This window comes from Kribbella sp. (assembly GCF_035655035.1).
In the GTDB taxonomy this organism is placed as follows: Bacteria; Actinomycetota; Actinomycetes; order Propionibacteriales; family Kribbellaceae; genus Kribbella.
Map to the genome: position 1 here is coordinate 1 of NZ_DASRVN010000070.1, position 14,056 is coordinate 14,056.

General features: G+C 70.2%; 15 protein-coding genes. 3 read left to right on the plus strand and 12 right to left on the minus strand.

The window, feature by feature from the left end; all coding sequences use genetic code 11:
* Window positions 1-8: 8 nt before the first annotated feature.
* The 12 genes from VFF46_RS04425 to VFF46_RS04480 all read right to left on the minus strand — a co-directional run bounded on the left by VFF46_RS04425 (window position 9) and on the right by VFF46_RS04480 (window position 11,332).
* Window positions 9-821: an ATP-binding cassette domain-containing protein gene (locus VFF46_RS04425; RefSeq protein WP_325035719.1), complete on the minus strand. Its 813-nt coding sequence runs from the start codon at window positions 819-821 to the stop codon at window positions 9-11.
* Between the two features lie 136 nt (window positions 822-957).
* Window positions 958-2,031 carry a sugar ABC transporter substrate-binding protein gene (locus VFF46_RS04430; RefSeq protein WP_325035720.1) on the minus strand — a complete coding sequence of 358 codons (1,074 nt, stop codon included), beginning with the start codon at window positions 2,029-2,031 and terminating at the stop codon, window positions 958-960.
* 81 nt (window positions 2,032-2,112) lie between these two features.
* On the minus strand, window positions 2,113-3,288 hold the full coding sequence (locus VFF46_RS04435; protein WP_325035721.1) for an ROK family transcriptional regulator: 1,176 nt from the start codon (window positions 3,286-3,288) through the stop codon (window positions 2,113-2,115).
* A 150-nt stretch (window positions 3,289-3,438) separates the two neighbouring features.
* Window positions 3,439-4,470 carry an adenosylcobinamide-GDP ribazoletransferase gene (locus VFF46_RS04440; protein WP_325035722.1) on the minus strand — a complete coding sequence of 344 codons (1,032 nt, stop codon included), beginning with the start codon at window positions 4,468-4,470 and terminating at the stop codon, window positions 3,439-3,441.
* The gene (locus VFF46_RS04445) at window positions 4,467-4,994 is read right to left on the minus strand and encodes a bifunctional adenosylcobinamide kinase/adenosylcobinamide-phosphate guanylyltransferase (RefSeq protein WP_325035723.1); all 528 of its coding nucleotides are present in this window, start codon (window positions 4,992-4,994) and stop codon (window positions 4,467-4,469) included. Before VFF46_RS04445 ends, VFF46_RS04440 begins: the two co-directional genes overlap by 4 nt.
* The gene (locus VFF46_RS04450; RefSeq protein WP_325035724.1) at window positions 4,987-5,838 is read right to left on the minus strand and encodes an ECF transporter S component; all 852 of its coding nucleotides are present in this window, start codon (window positions 5,836-5,838) and stop codon (window positions 4,987-4,989) included. Before VFF46_RS04450 ends, VFF46_RS04445 begins: the two co-directional genes overlap by 8 nt.
* Window positions 5,835-7,445 carry an ABC transporter ATP-binding protein gene (locus VFF46_RS04455; protein WP_325035725.1) on the minus strand — a complete coding sequence of 537 codons (1,611 nt, stop codon included), beginning with the start codon at window positions 7,443-7,445 and terminating at the stop codon, window positions 5,835-5,837. Before VFF46_RS04455 ends, VFF46_RS04450 begins: the two co-directional genes overlap by 4 nt.
* On the minus strand, window positions 7,442-8,527 hold the full coding sequence (locus VFF46_RS04460; RefSeq protein WP_325035726.1) for an energy-coupling factor transporter transmembrane component T: 1,086 nt from the start codon (window positions 8,525-8,527) through the stop codon (window positions 7,442-7,444). Before VFF46_RS04460 ends, VFF46_RS04455 begins: the two co-directional genes overlap by 4 nt.
* 12 nt (window positions 8,528-8,539) lie before the next feature.
* Window positions 8,540-9,274 carry an SCO2322 family protein gene (locus VFF46_RS04465; protein ID WP_325035727.1) on the minus strand — a complete coding sequence of 245 codons (735 nt, stop codon included), beginning with the start codon at window positions 9,272-9,274 and terminating at the stop codon, window positions 8,540-8,542.
* Window positions 9,275-9,487: 213 nt separating this feature from the next.
* Window positions 9,488-9,697: a hypothetical protein gene (locus VFF46_RS04470; RefSeq protein ID WP_325035728.1), complete on the minus strand. Its 210-nt coding sequence runs from the start codon at window positions 9,695-9,697 to the stop codon at window positions 9,488-9,490.
* Complete coding sequence (locus tag VFF46_RS04475) at window positions 9,694-10,704, minus strand: aldo/keto reductase family protein (protein WP_325035729.1); 1,011 nt, start codon at window positions 10,702-10,704, stop codon at window positions 9,694-9,696. Before VFF46_RS04475 ends, VFF46_RS04470 begins: the two co-directional genes overlap by 4 nt.
* A gap of 40 nt (window positions 10,705-10,744) precedes the next feature.
* A complete protein-coding gene (locus VFF46_RS04480; RefSeq protein WP_325035730.1) occupies window positions 10,745-11,332 on the minus strand; it encodes a DUF3043 domain-containing protein in 588 nt (195 codons plus the stop codon).
* A gap of 166 nt (window positions 11,333-11,498) precedes the next feature.
* On the opposite strand from VFF46_RS04480, the gene VFF46_RS04485 reads away from it, so the two are divergent.
* The 3 genes from VFF46_RS04485 to VFF46_RS04495 form a co-directional block, all read left to right on the plus strand.
* Window positions 11,499-12,320, plus strand: a complete 822-nt coding sequence (locus tag VFF46_RS04485) for a PspA/IM30 family protein (protein WP_325035731.1) — start codon at window positions 11,499-11,501, stop codon at window positions 12,318-12,320.
* A gap of 11 nt (window positions 12,321-12,331) precedes the next feature.
* Complete coding sequence (gene pspAA / locus VFF46_RS04490; RefSeq protein ID WP_325035732.1) at window positions 12,332-12,592, plus strand: PspA-associated protein PspAA; 261 nt, start codon at window positions 12,332-12,334, stop codon at window positions 12,590-12,592.
* A 271-nt stretch (window positions 12,593-12,863) separates the two neighbouring features.
* The coding region (locus VFF46_RS04495; RefSeq protein WP_325035733.1) for a sugar transferase at window positions 12,864-14,056 on the plus strand (1,193 nt) is incomplete at its 3' end.

A 14,056-nucleotide genomic window follows, 5' to 3' on the forward strand; every position in this document is an offset into this window, starting at 1 on the left:
GGTCCGGCTCAGTCATGGGTTCCTCCGGTGCTCCGCCGCTCCGCACGCGCCGCGACCACGTTGTCCGACGCGCCGGTGATCGCTGCCACCAGCTCCTCCGTCGTCGCTTCCTCGACCCGGAACTCCGCGGCGTTGCGCCCGAGACGCAGCACCACGATCCGGTCGGCCACGGCCTGGACGTCGGCCATGTTGTGGCTGATCAGGATCACGCCCAGCCCGGTCTCGCGCAGTCGCTCGATCAGGTTGAGCACCTCGGCGGTCTGCGCGACGCCGAGCGCCGCGGTCGGCTCGTCGAGCATCACGACCTTCGGCTTGCCGAGCAGGCTGCGGGCGATCGCGACGGTCTGCCGCTGGCCGCCGGACAGCGCGGCGACCGGGATCCGGACCGACGGGATCTTCGCGGACAGCTGCCGGAGCAGCTCCCAGGACTGGCGCTCCATCTCGACCTCGTCGAGCGCGCCGGCCTTCTCGAGCTCGCGGCCGAGGTACAGGTTCGCGACCACGTCGAGGTTGTCGCAGAGCGCCAGGTCCTGGAACACCGTGGCGATCCCGAGCTGCTGCGCCTCGGCCGGGCTGCCGACCCGAACCGGGCGGCCGTCGAAGACCATCGTCCCGTCGTCGGCGGTGTAGACGCCGGCGATCGTCTTCACCAGCGTGGACTTGCCGGCGCCGTTGTCGCCGACCAGCGCGAGTACTTCGCCGGCCCGGACGTCGAGCTCGATGTTCTTCAGTGCCTGGACGGCGCCGAACCGCTTGGAGATCCCCTCCAGCCGCAGCACCGTACCGGCGCCGACGTCGAGGGGAGCCGGGGTAACAGTCACGCGATCAGCCTCCTGGGCGTGGATATCAGGCCATGATCCGGCCGGGCGGCGAGGTGGAACAGGCTCTGCCGGTTCCGGAACCTGAAAGACCGGCGTTGCCCCCGCACCTCACTACGGGGGCAACGCCGCGGGGCGGTCAGTTGGTGGAGAGTCCGGCGGCGGCGCACGCGGCGGCGAAGGACGGCGTACAGATGTCGGTGATCTTGTAGAGGTTGTCCTTGACCACGGTGTCCTTGATGTTGGCCTTGGTCACCGCGACCGGGTTGAGGATCGTCGACTTCACGCCGTTCTTGTCGGTCGTGGAGTCCGGCTTGCCGCCGTTCGCCAGCGCCACGGCGCCCTTGGCGGCGGCCTCGGCCTCCGGCTTCACCGCCTTGTAGATGGTCATCGCCTGGTCGCCGGCGACGATCCGCTGGATCGCGGCCAGTTCCGAGTCCTGCCCGGTGACCGGCGGCAACGGCTTCACGCCGCCGCCCTTGAGCGCCGCGATCGCGCCGCCCGCGGTGCCGTCGTTGGCGGCGTACACCCCGACGAGTCCGTTCTTGATCGCGCTCAGCTGGCCTTCCATCCAGGCCTGCGCCTTGTCCGGACTCCAGTCCGGCGTGTCGAACTCGGCGGCGACCTTGAACCCGCTGGAGTCCAGCACGCTGTGCGCGCCCTTCTTGAACTCGGCGGCGTTCGGGTCGGTGGGGGAGCCGTTGATCATCGCGATGTTGCCGGAGGTCTTACCGGCCGCCTTGAGGGTGTCGACCAGGGTCTGGGCCTGCAGCTTGCCGACCGCCTCGTTCTCGAACGACACGTAGTAGTCGGCCTTGTCGATGAACCGGTCGTACGCGACCACCGGGACGTTCTGCGCCTTCGCGGAGGCGGCGACTGCGGCGGCGGCCTTGCCGTCGACGGGGTCCAGGACCAGCACGTTCGCGCCCTGGGTGAGGGCGGCCTCGGCCTGCTGCTGTTGCTTGGACGCGTCCTGGTCGGCGTTGCTGTAGATCAGCTGGCAGTTGCCGCAGGCCGCCTTCAGCGCCTCGGTGAACAGCGGGCGGTCGAGCGCCTCGTACCGGGTGGTCTTCGACTCGGGCAGCAACAGCGCGATCTTCTTCGCGCCGCCTGAGCCGCTGCCGGAGTCGTTCTTGCCACACGCCGCCAGGGAGACGGCGAGGGCCGCGACGGCGAGACCGACGCCGACGTGACGGATTGCGGAGAGGGACATATGGCGGCTCCTTGACGAGGCAGGCCCCGATTGGCCTGCCCGCAGTCAAGCGGCCCACGGTCTTGTCGTCAAGACTTGAATTCAAGAAATGGAGATATTGGGATGACTCAGCATCGACGCCCGGTGGATCGCGCCGACGATGTCCGCCTCGTCGCCGAGCTCGGCGGGCCGCAGTTCGACGGTCGCCGCGGCGCTCGGGATCGCGCACCGGTCGAGCGCCTCGCGGAGCGGGCCGAGGACGATCTCGCCGGCTTCGGCGAGCAGCCCGCCGACCGCGATCGCCTCCGGGTTCAGCAGGTTCACCACGCCGGCGACCGCGACCCCGACCCGGCGGCCGGCGTCCTCGATCACGCGGCGGCAGCCGAGGTCGCCGGCCAGCGCGCGGTGCACGATGTCCTTCAGCCGCAGCGGTCCGTGGGACGCGGCCAGGCTGCTGATCAGCGCCCGGGATCCGACGAACGTGTCCAGGCAGCCGCGGTTCCCGCACCGGCAGATCGGGCCGTTCTCGTCGATCGTGACGTGGCCGATCTCGCCCGCGGTACCGGCCGAGCCGCGGTACACCTCGCCGTCGATCACGATCCCCGCGCCCACGCCGTACGAGAACTTCAGGTAGCAGCCGTTCCGGACGCCGCGCAGGCCGCCGGCCCGGAGTTCGCCGAGGGCCGCCAGGTTGGCGGTGTTGTCGAGCGCGACCGGGGCCCGCAGGTACGCCGACATCGCGTCGGTCACGTTCACGCCGCGCCAGCCGGGCAGTACCGCGTCGGACCCGGCCTCGCCGCTGATCGCGTCCACCGGCATCGGCAGGCCGAACCCGATCGCGGAGATGTCCTCGACACCCGAACTGACCGTCGCGGCAAGGTCGGCGAGCAGCCGGGCGGCGCGCTCCATGCCCTCGTCGGCGACGTGGTCGGCCTGCAGCGGCATCAGCTGCTGGGCGAGGATCTCGCGCGAGCCGTTGGCCACCGCGACCCGGACGTCGCGCTCGCCGAACGCGACGCCGGCCAGCAGGCCGCCGCCGGACGCGAGCGACACCAGGACGGCGCGGCGGCCGTTGCGGATGCTCCGGGACAGGCCGACCATGCCGGCCTGGTCGAGCTCCTTCACCATGTTCGACACGGTGGCCGCGGACAGGCCGGAGGCGGCCGCGATCTCGACCTGGGTGAGCGGGCCGTGCTGCCGGACGACACCGAGAACGCGCGCCCGGTTGGCTTCGCGCAGCGAAGCCTGCGAGCCCGGGGCTGGGCGGGTTGCGTTCATTACATAAAGATAACGGATCGCGGGGCGTGGTCGCCCGCCCACCGGTGGTGAACCACAAACATCAGCCGCAACCTCGCCGTCACTACCCCACTTGATCGTTCCATCGGCGAGAGTAGACCACTGCGGGGACAGGGTGGTGGAGGTGAGCGCTCACACGGTGAGGGCGAGGGTTACGAGGGCTACTGGAAGGGCGAGTTCGACGGTCGCGCCGAGCACGTCGCCGGTCGTTCCGCCGAGCTTTCGGGTCGCCAGTCGGGTGCTCAGGAAGCTGCAGCTGACTGCCAGCAGGACGGCCGCCGCGACACCACCCAACTGCCGGCCGAGGCTGGTGCCGCCGGTGCCTGCTGCGGTGCCTGCTGCGGTGCTGGCTGCGGTGCTGGCTGCGGTGCTGGCCGCGGTGGCTACGGCGTGAGGCAGGGCGCTGGTCGGGTGTTGGAGCCAGGTGAGGGCGAGGGTGGCGGCGACGACGAGAGCTGTCGTGAGGGTGGCGGTGGTGGGGCGGACGGTGGCGGCGACGACGGTGCCGAGGCCGTCGGGGCGGGCGGCGGGGATCGACGTACGGCAGGACCAGGGGAGGGTGAGGCGGCTCGCGACGGTGGCGATCAGGACTGCCTGCCAGCCGAAGCCCGCCTGCACGCACGCGGTGAGAGCGGCGACGTCGAGCAACAGCATGCCGACGATCGCGACCACCCCGAACGGCCCGATGTCGCTCTGCTTCATGATCCGCAACATCGTCTCGCGATCCCGCCGCGACCCGAGCGCGTCCGCGAAGTCCGCCAGCCCGTCCAGATGCAATCCGCCTGACAGCCCGGCGACCACGAGCACACCGAGCACCGCCGCCAGCAGCCCGGCCTCCGGCTTCACCCACTGAGCCAGCGCAACAACCCCGGCCGCCACCCCACCCACGACCACACCCACGGCAGGCGCGAACACCATCGCCCGCCCACCAACCACCCGATCCACCCGCCGCGGAACCCCGGCGGGAAGAACGGTGAGTGTGCCGAACGCCAACCGCACCGCATCGAGCAACGCGCCCCGCGCGTCAGCACCACCGGAACCACCACCGGCGGCACCACCGTCCGCGCCTGCGGCGCCGCCCGAGGCGTTGTCCTGCGCGGCCGCGCCTCCGGCGGCCGAGGCGTGGGGCGCCCCGCCGGGTTCCTCCTCTGGTGACTTGCTCATGTGAGCGGCATGGTGCGGCCGGCGATCGTCCACAGGACCTGGGTGGAGGCGAGGGAGATGGTGGTGTTGAGGCGGCCCATCAGGTCGCGGAACAGGCGGGTGCCGGGGTCGGCCGGGACGATGCCGGAGCCGACGTCGTTGCTGACGGCAACCACATGGCGCGGGGTACCAGACCAAGCATCCGCCAGACGGGCGATCTGTTGTTCGACGACGTCGGCGCGGTCGAGACTGTCCCAGATCTCGAGGGTGTCCATGGTGCGGGACAGCCACAGCGTCAGGCAGTCGATCAGCAGCGGTGGCCCCGGGGACTCGAGGAGTGGGACGAGGTCGATGGTCTCGGCCAGGCCCCAGGTCGCCGGCCGGCGGGAGCGGTGTCTCGCGACCCGGTCGGCCCACTCGGCGTTTCCGGCGTCGTCCCCGCCGGTGGCGACGTACACGACGTCCGGTACGTCGGCCAGCAGCCGCTCGGCCGCGATCGACTTGCCGGACCGCGCCCCGCCGAGCACCAACGTACGCTCACCCATCCGTCCTCCCGGGCTCGAAAACCACCGGCGCCTCGAACGCCGCCTTGCGTGCCGTCCGCCGGAACGCGTTCAGGATCGGCCGCCCGAGCGCCAGTACCAGCACCGCGCACAGGATCCCGCGCGGGATGTCCCACCCCAGCGACGTCGCGACCACGAACAGGAAGTACCGGTGCAGGTTCTCGGCCAGCGAGTCACCCGGTACGAACGAGAAGTCGCTCCCGAACGTCGCGTACGGCCAGAACCACAGGTTCATGATGACGCCGTACAGCACCCCGGACACCACCGAGTACGCCGCCAGCAGCAGCAACTCCAGGCGCCCGCCGACCCGCGGCAGCAACCCGGCCAGGCACCCGACCCACGCGCACGCGAACATCTGGAACGGCATCCACGGCCCGACCCCGCCGCTGATCAGCGCCCCGCCCAGCAACGACACCGCCCCGAGCACGAACCCGAACCCGGCGCCGAACGCCCGCCCGGCCAGCACCAGCAGGAAGAACCCCGGCTCGAGCCCCGCCGTACCGGGACCTAGCGCGCGCAAAGCCGCGCCAACCGCCGCGAGCATGCCGACGAGCGAGATCACCTTGGCGTCGATGCCGGACTCGGAGAGCTCGGCGAGGACGACGGCGACCAGCAACGGCAGCAGCAACACGAACAGCCACGGAGCGTCGGTGGTGTGGCCGATCGCCGACGCACCCGCCTGCGACGTCCGGAAGAACAACGGCCAGGCGAACGCCAGTACGCCGACCAGTGAGGCGACCAGCAGTGCCACCGTGCTGCGTGGCTTGAGGCGGATCAGCCGGAGGGGCACAGGCCGGATGGCGCCGAGGGGTGCGAGCCTGCTCATGAGGCTCGGTCCAGGGCGTCGGCGACCTCACCGACGGTCAGGAACGGGAGCGGGGCGAGGATCTTCGCGACCTGTGGTGCGAACGCGGGCGACCCGGCGATCACCTCGGCCGTCGGTCCGTCGCTGACCAGCTCACCCTCCGCCAGGACCATCACCCGGGTCGCGACCTCGGCCACCATCTCCACGTCGTGCGTCGACAGCACCACCGCGTGCCCGGCCGCGGCCAGCTCGCGCAGGATCGCCACCAGCCGCCGCTTGGCGCCGTAGTCGAGCCCACGCGTCGGCTCGTCCAGCAACAGCAGGGGTGGAGCACCGCACAGTACGACGGCCAGCGCCAGGCACAGCCGCTGTCCCTCGGACAGGTCGCGTGGGTGCACGTCCAACGGCACGTCCGGCGCCAGCCGCTCCAGCAACGCCCGGCAACTACCTGCAGGCACCTTGAAGTCCGAGTCCGCGCCGGCGCACTCGTCCGCGACGGTAGCGGCGTACAAGAGATCAGCAGGCTCCTGCGGTACCAGTCCGACCGCCTTCACGAGTTGCTTCGGCTTGGTACGGCGGGGGTCCGTCCCGGCGGCAACCGCAGTACCGGAGCGCACAGGGACGATACCGACGAGCGCGTTCAGCAGTGTGGACTTGCCCGCGCCGTTGCGGCCCATCAGCGCGACCACCTCACCCGCCTTGACGCTGATGGACACACCGCGCAATGCATTGACGGTGCCGTAGCTCACCACCAGGTCCTTGCAGTGGGCAAGCTCCGCCCCCAGCGGCCCCGCACTACGTGACGGGGGAGGAGGGGCGAGGTGGGAGCGCAGGGTTGCTGCCGCGCGGCGCGCGTCTCGTACAGAGAGAGGGAGCGGTGACCACCCAGCCAGCCGCCCTAGCTCCACTACCGGCGGTGCGACCGGTGCGGTCTCCATGCGCTCCGCGGGCAGTCCTGTAGACACTGCGGCGGCCCCGCCGGGTACTTCGATCACGCGGTCGGCGTACTGGATCACCCGCTCCAAGCGGTGCTCGGCCATCACCACGGTGACGCCCAGGTCATGCACGAGCCGCTGTAGCGCAGCCAGGACCTCCTCGGCGGCTTGGGGGTCCAGCGCCGACGTGGGCTCGTCCAGCACGAGTACGGCGGGATGCGACGTGAGGGCCGCGCCGATAGCGGTCCGTTGCCGCTGACCGCCCGACAAGGACGTGAGCGCCCGGTCGCGGACGTCGGCCAGCCCCAGCAGGTCGAGCGTCTCCTCGACCCGGCGGCGCATCACGTCCGGCGGCACGCCCAGCGACTCCATGCTGTACGCCAGCTCGTCCTCGACCGTGTCGGTGACGAACCCGGCCATCGGGTCCTGCCCGACCATCCCGACCACGTCCGCGAGGTCCCGCGGCCGGTACTCGCTCGTGTCCCGTCCGGAGACCAGCACCCGCCCGGCGAGCGTCCCGCCGGTGAAGTGCGGCACCAGCCCGTTGATTGCCCGCAGCAACGTGGACTTGCCGGAGCCGGTGCGCCCGATCACCAGGGCCAGCTCGCCCTCGGGCACGGTGAAGCTCACGTCCCGCAGTGCCGGCTCGCGCGCGCCGTCGTACGTCACGGTCACCCGGTCGAACTCGATCATGCGGCGCCCTTCTTCAACGGTGGCGCAACGAGTGCGGGCACCAGTCCGATCAGTACGCCGACAACCGGCAGCACGGGGACCGGCGGGACGACCATTGGCCCCGCCAGCAGCAGGCCGTTCACACCCTGGACCGCTGCGGTCACCATGACGCCTGCGGCGACCGCACCGGCTGCTACGACGAGCCACTCGGGCAAGGCCCACGGGTCTGGCCGGTAACGGGTCCTGCTCACCCGCTGGCGCCCTACGGCCATCGCCGCGACCGCCAGCAGTACGCCGACGACGAGCGCGCCGGCTGCGAATGGAAACGCCATCGAGTCGGTCAGCAATGCGTAGACACCCAGCAGGATCCCCAACAGCCCCAGCAGTACGCAGAGCGCTGTGAGCCGTCGGTGGCTCCGCGGCGCCTGCGCCGTACGGCCGTACCCACGGGAGTCCATCGCAGCGGCCAGCTCGACCGACCTGTCCAGGGCGCCTTCCAGGACCGGCATAGCTGTCGTACGGAAGCTGGCACGGGTACGGCCGCGCAGGCGGCGGGCGGCGCGGATACGACGGCCGTCCGTCACCAACTGTGGTGCGAAGGTCAGCGCCACTACACAGGCGACGCCCATCTCGTACAGAGCCCCTGGCAACGACTTCAGCAACCGGCGTGGGCTGGCCAGTGCGTTGGCAGCTCCCACGCAGCACAGCATGACGGCCAGCTGCCCACCGTCGTACAGAGCGGTGAGCAGGGCCTCGGCCGTTACCTGGCCGCCGAGCTTCACACCGGCAGCCCACGCAGGCAACGGAATCTGCGGCAGCGTGAACAGCACCGTGTTGCCCTGCGAACGGGTCGACAGCAAGGCCTGCAGGACCACACGGATCCCGATGACCAGCAGACCCAGCTTGAGGAACGCGGTGAAGCTGTGAGCCCACGGTGCATCGCTCCGGCGCGCGGCCACGACAAAACCGGTGACCGTAAGGATAAGAACCAGCAGGACCGGGTTGCGTGTCCTGCTGGCCGCTACAGCCATGCAGAGCGCCCACAACCACCAGGCCCCCGGGTGGAGTGCCCGGGGGAGTGTCAGGTGGTGTACGGCGCGCATCTGCTGGGCCGGCTACTTGGCTGCGGTACGCCGGCGGTTCAGGAAGAAGCCACCGCCGGCCAGCAGTACGACCACGACGAGCGCGATGATGATGCCCGTCCACGGCGTACCGCTGCTGCTGTTGCTGTCGGAGGTCGATGAGGCCGGAGCGGCGGTCGAGCCTACGGCGGACTTGATCTGCAGCGTCACCGGGGTGTCGGTGGCCGGGACCTTGATGTTCTTCACCTGGTCGCCGCAGCCCTTCGCCGGGTACCCGTTGATACCGCAGGTGAGGCCCTTCTCGATCCGGTCGGGCCCGGTCGCGGCGAGGATCTGTGCTCCGGTCGAGGCGGTGGCCGTCACCACGCAGGTACCGGTGGCCGGGCCGGGGGTCTCGCCGGACAGGGCGTCCTCCGGCGTACCGGGGTCGACGACCAGGGCCACGCGCTTCTTGCCGGTCTCCGCCGGGGTCTTGCCGCAGATGGCCGCGAAGTCACCCGCGGCCCGCGGCACCCGGGGCTTGGCGCCGCTGACGGCGAACCGCCAGCCCTCGACCGCACCGTCAGCCGGCACGGTGGCGTCAGCGCCCTTCTGCGAGAAGGCCCACTGGCCCTTGGTCCACTGGTAGTAGCCCCAGAAACGGTAGCCGTCCTCGGCACGGGCTGAGGTGGCTGTGAAAGTGACACTGGTCCCAGCCAGCAGGAGACCCGCCAGCAGGCTGAGGACCAGTCGTACGGTCCGGCGACGTGGTCGGAGTGATGCAGTCATGGTGGTTCCTCGGTCGGGCCGCAGCCCGGTGGAGGAGGTCCCGCCTGCACCGGCAGGGTAGGGGCTCCACCCGCGGGCCACGGCGGGTAGTTGAGCCTGACCGCCTGCGTCACAGTGTTCCGGCTTGTCACCAAACTGGTGACCTACGGTTGCGGGTCAGCGCCGGACTCGGACCGGCTTCCCTGTGACGCAGGCGTGTGGTTCGTGCGAATCCTACTCTGCGGACGACAGACTCATCGGGCCGTAGACCTCACGGCCGTCCTCCAGCAGGTACACCTGGCCGACGCCGCGGTCGGCCAGGTCCCGCCAGGTCTCGCCCAGCCAGCTCTCGGCGTCGCCCTGGGCCGAGAACTCCGCGCCGCCGACCTCACCCGGGTCGACCAGCGCACCGGTCGCGGTCTCGAACCGCCAGCTCCAGCTCACGAGTTCGGCCGCTTCTGCGGGGAGTTCTGCGCGGTCTTCGCCGGGTCCCTCTCGACGATGTTGCCGAGCACCTCGTCGATCCGCTTCAGCAGGCCCTCGTCCAGCCTCACGCCGGAGGCCTTGACGTTCTCGGTGACCTGCTCGGGCCGGGAGGCGCCGATGATCGCGGACGCGACGTTCTGGTTCTGCAGCACCCAGGCGATCGCCAGCTGGGACAGCGACAGCTCCACCTCGGCGGCCAGCGGCTTGAGCTCCTGGACGCGGGTCAGGACGTCGTCGGTGAGGAACCGCTTGATGAAGTTCGACCCGTTCGCGTCGGTGGCGCGGGAGCCCTCCGGCGGCTGCTGACCGGGCAGGTACTTGCCGGTCAGCACGCCCTGCGCGATCGGCGAGAACACCACCTGGCTGATGCCGAGCTCCTCGGCGGCCGGGACCACCTCACCCTCGATGACCCGCCAGAGCATGCTGTACTGCGGCTGGTTCGAGACGAACGGGATCCGCAGCTCGCGGGCCAGCCGGTGGCCCTCCTGGAGCTGCTCCGCGGTCCACTCCGAGACGCCGATGTACAGCGCCTTGCCCTGCCGGACGACGTCGGCGAACGCCTCCATCGTCTCCTCGAGCGGCGTCTCGGTGTCGTACCGGTGCGCCTGGTAGAGGTCGACGTAGTCGGTGCCGAGCCGCTTCAGCGAGCCGTTGATCGACTCGTGGATGTGCTTGCGGGACAGGCCGGTGTCGTTCGGTCCGCCCGGACCGGTCGGCCAGTACACCTTGGTGAAGATCTCCAGCGACTCGCGGCGCTCGCCGGCCAGCGCCTCGCCGAGCACCGACTCGGCCTTGGTGTTCGCGTAGGTGTCGGCGGTGTCGAACGTCGTGATGCCGGCCTCCAGGGCGGCCCGGACGCAGGCCTTGGCCTGCTCGTTCTCCACCTGGGAGCCGTGCGTCAGCCAGTTGCCGTACGAGATCTCGCTGACCTTGAGACCACTGTTGCCCAGATAGCGGAAGTCCATACCCCTGACCCTACTTGCCCTGGATCAGCTCGCCAGCATTTCAGTGCGGCCGTTCGCCGCGCTTCACCATCGGCTTCGGCAGCCGCCAGCGGCGCATCTGCATGGTCCGCCGGACCGCGTAGAACCCGATGCCCTTGGTGGACTCCTTTCCGAACTTGATCCCGATCTGCTTGCGCAGCCCCGCGGTGAGCAGGAACCAGTCCCCGGCGATCAGCAGGATCATGAGCAGGAACAGCAGGTTCACCATCCCGGCCAGCCACGGGAACTGCGGGGAGAACACCACCCCGACCAGCGACACCACCAGCAGGATCGGCAGCGCGAACTCCATCACCGAGTACCGGGCGTCGACGTAGTCCCGGGCGAACCGCCGGACCGGGCCCTTGTCGGCGGCCGGCAGGTACCGGTCGTCGCCGGTCTGCATGGCCTGCTGCATCTTGGCCCGCTCGGTGCGCATCTTCTCCCGCCGGATGGCCGAGGCCTCCTTGCGGTTCCGCGGCTTCTTGAACGCCTGCTTGCGGGCCGCCTCCGCTTCCTTGCGGCTCGGCGTCGGCCGCCCCTTGCCGCCCGGCTTGCCCTGGGGCTCGGCGGGTACGGTGGTAGCTGTCTCAGACTTGGTACGACGGAACACGGGGTCAGAACCTCATTCGCAGGGCAGGTCGCGACTCGGGGTGGTCCCCGGACCTGGGTACCACTTTATCGGGGCCCGTCCTGATGGTCTGGTGACCCGTAGGGACATAGGGTGGATGGCACGCACGCCGGGTCGTCACTCCGGCACAGAAGGGGTACGGATATCGATGAGCATCTTCAAGCGGATGTCGACGATCTTCAAGGCCAAGGCGAACTCCGCCCTGGACAAGGCCGAGGATCCTCGCGAAACCCTTGACTACTCGTACCAGAAGCAGCTCGAGCTGCTGCAGAAGGTACGCCGGGGCGTGGCCGACGTGGCCACCAGCCGGAAGCGGGTGGAGCTGCAGGCGTCCCAGCTGCAGTCCCAGTCGGCGAAGCTGCAGGAGCAGGCGCAGAAGGCGCTCTCGATGGGCCGCGAGGACCTGGCCCGCGAGGCCCTGACCCGCAAGTCCGGCCTCCAGGGCCAGATCGACGACCTGCAGACCCAGCACGCCCAGCTGCAGGGTGAGGAGGAGAAGCTCACGCTCGCCTCCCAGCGGCTGCAGGCCAAGGTCGAGTCGTTCCGGACCCGCAAGGAGACCATCAAGGCCACCTACACCGCGGCCGAGGCGCAGACCCGGATCAACGAGGCGTTCTCCGGCATCTCCGAGGAGATGAGCGACGTCGGCCTCGCGGTCCAGCGGGCCGAGGACAAGACCCAGCAGATGCAGGCCCGGGCCGGCGCGATCGACGAGCTGCTCGCCTCCGGCGCGCTCGACGACGCGAGCGGTACGGTCAAGGACAACATCAGCCTCGAGCTGGACCGGATGTCGTCCGGCTCCGAGGTGGAGAACGAGCTGGCCGCGATGAAGGCCCAGCTGGCCGGCGGCAGCAGCACGCCGAAGGAGCTCTCCGGTGAGGCGCAGCAGTCCGCCCAGCAGCCAGTGCAGCAGCCGGCCACCCAACCTGTCACGGAGCCGGCGCGACCCCAGGACGGAGATGTTCGGTGATCGTTCGCATCATGGGTGAAGGTCAGTGGCGACTGGCCGACGACAAGCTCGACGCGCTGAACGCGGTCGACGGCGACCTGGAGAAGGCCGTGTCGTCGGGCGACGAGGCGGCGTACCACACCGCTTTCGCCGCCCTGCTGGACTTCGTCCGCTCCGGCGAGAAGGTGCCGGACGACGAGCTGCACGACTCCGACGCGATCCTGCCCCCGTCGGACAGCTCGCTCGCCGAGATGCGCGAACTGATCAGCGGCGACGGCCTGATCGCCGGCTGAGAGACACCCTTCGAGATCAGTGCCCCGACCCGGCAATTGGTCACTTGAAGTAGTCGTTTGAGACCCCTGGGGCCCGGAAACGGGCCACCGGGGGTCTCTGCATTTACGGTACCTGGGAGTCGGGTAAACACTCGCTTCGGACGCTGTTTTCCGCCGCGACCACGTAGTACTCTCTGGACCACGCCGTTGTGGGGGCGGCGTTGGACGAGGTCCGTGACGGGGTGTGGGTTGGTCACGGGCGTCGCTGTTCACCTGTGGGGGGTGACTGTGCGTGACTGAATTCGTCATGTCCGAGGGGTTGGCCGATCCGGCTGACTTGCGGCCGGCGCCGTCGGGGGAACGACGCCGGCCGGTCTGGGTGGTACCGGAGGAAGTTCCGGCGGTCGTGCCGCGCGCGGCCCGGTTCACCGAGGCGCGCTGGGTCGCGAAGTACCGGTGGGCCGCGCTCGCCGGGGACCTGGTCGCGGCGCTGTTCGGTGTCTCGCTGGCGCTCGTGGTCCGGTTCGGCGCCCAGATCGACTTCGGCTACGTTCTGCTCGGCGCCGCGCTGCCGATCGCCTGGCTGGCCTGTGTGGCCCTGGAGCGGGGTTATGAGACCCGCTACTTCGGCACCGGCCCGGAGGAGTTCCGGTCGGTCATCCGGGCCGCCGTCGTGCTGACCGCACTGGTCGCCGTGACGTCGTACGCGACCAAGAGCCAGGTGGCTCGCGGGTTCGTCGTACTCGCGGTGCCGATGACCTGCTTGGCGGCGATGTTCGCCCGGTGGGTGCTGCACCGGCAGATCTCGAAGCGCCGGTTCGCCGGCCGCTGCATGCGCCGGGTGCTGGTTGTCGGGCGCAACGACCAGGTGACGACGCTGCGCCGGCACATGGAGGAGCGGCAGACCGACGGGTACGTCGTGGTCGCGAGCTGCCTGCCGCGCGGCGACACGCCCGACGAGCCGGGCCCGGAACGCCTCGGCCGGGCCGAGATGGACATCCTGAAGGCGGTCGACGAATGGGACGTCGAGGTGGTCGCGGTGGCCGCCGACCCGGAGCTCGCCGGGCACCTGCTGCGGAAGTTGTCCTGGGCACTCGAACAGCGCGGCGTCGACCTGATCGTGTCGCCGGGCATCGTCGAGGTCGCCGGTCCGCGGATCTCGATCCGGCCGGTCGCCGGGCTGTCGCTGCTGCACCTGGAGCGGCCGTCGGTGAGCGGCGGCCCGCATCTGCTGAAGAACATCTTCGACCGTGTGGTCGGCTGTCTGCTGTTGCTGGCCCTGACACCGTTGCTGGTCGTGACGGCGGTGCTGGTGAAACTGACCAGCCGTGGCCCTGTGCTGTTCCGGCAGACCCGGGTGGGGCGCGGCGGCGAGCAGTTCCGGATGCTGAAGTTCCGCACGATGGTGGTGGACGCCGAGGAACGCAAGGCCGAGCTGCACGCGCTGAACGAGGGCAACGGGATCCTGTTCAAGCTCCGTGACGA

Excerpts from the sequence above, each read along its gene's own strand:
- VFF46_RS04465 (WP_325035727.1), bottom strand. The coding sequence starts at position 9,274 with ATGACTGCATCACTCCGACCACGTCGCCGGACCGTACGACTGGTCCTC.
- pspAA (WP_325035732.1), top strand. The coding sequence starts at position 12,332 with ATGGGTGAAGGTCAGTGGCGACTGGCCGACGACAAGCTCGACGCGCTG.
- VFF46_RS04450 (WP_325035724.1), bottom strand. The coding sequence starts at position 5,838 with ATGAGCAGGCTCGCACCCCTCGGCGCCATCCGGCCTGTGCCCCTCCGG.
- VFF46_RS04430 (WP_325035720.1), bottom strand. The coding sequence starts at position 2,031 with ATGTCCCTCTCCGCAATCCGTCACGTCGGCGTCGGTCTCGCCGTCGCG.
- VFF46_RS04475 (WP_325035729.1), bottom strand. The coding sequence starts at position 10,704 with ATGGACTTCCGCTATCTGGGCAACAGTGGTCTCAAGGTCAGCGAGATC.
- VFF46_RS04460 (WP_325035726.1), bottom strand. The coding sequence starts at position 8,527 with ATGCGCGCCGTACACCACCTGACACTCCCCCGGGCACTCCACCCGGGG.
- VFF46_RS04435 (WP_325035721.1), bottom strand. The coding sequence starts at position 3,288 with ATGAACGCAACCCGCCCAGCCCCGGGCTCGCAGGCTTCGCTGCGCGAA.
- VFF46_RS04440 (WP_325035722.1), bottom strand. The coding sequence starts at position 4,470 with ATGAGCAAGTCACCAGAGGAGGAACCCGGCGGGGCGCCCCACGCCTCG.
- VFF46_RS04445 (WP_325035723.1), bottom strand. The coding sequence starts at position 4,994 with ATGGGTGAGCGTACGTTGGTGCTCGGCGGGGCGCGGTCCGGCAAGTCG.
- VFF46_RS04485 (WP_325035731.1), top strand. The coding sequence starts at position 11,499 with ATGAGCATCTTCAAGCGGATGTCGACGATCTTCAAGGCCAAGGCGAAC.
- VFF46_RS04455 (WP_325035725.1), bottom strand. The coding sequence starts at position 7,445 with ATGATCGAGTTCGACCGGGTGACCGTGACGTACGACGGCGCGCGCGAG.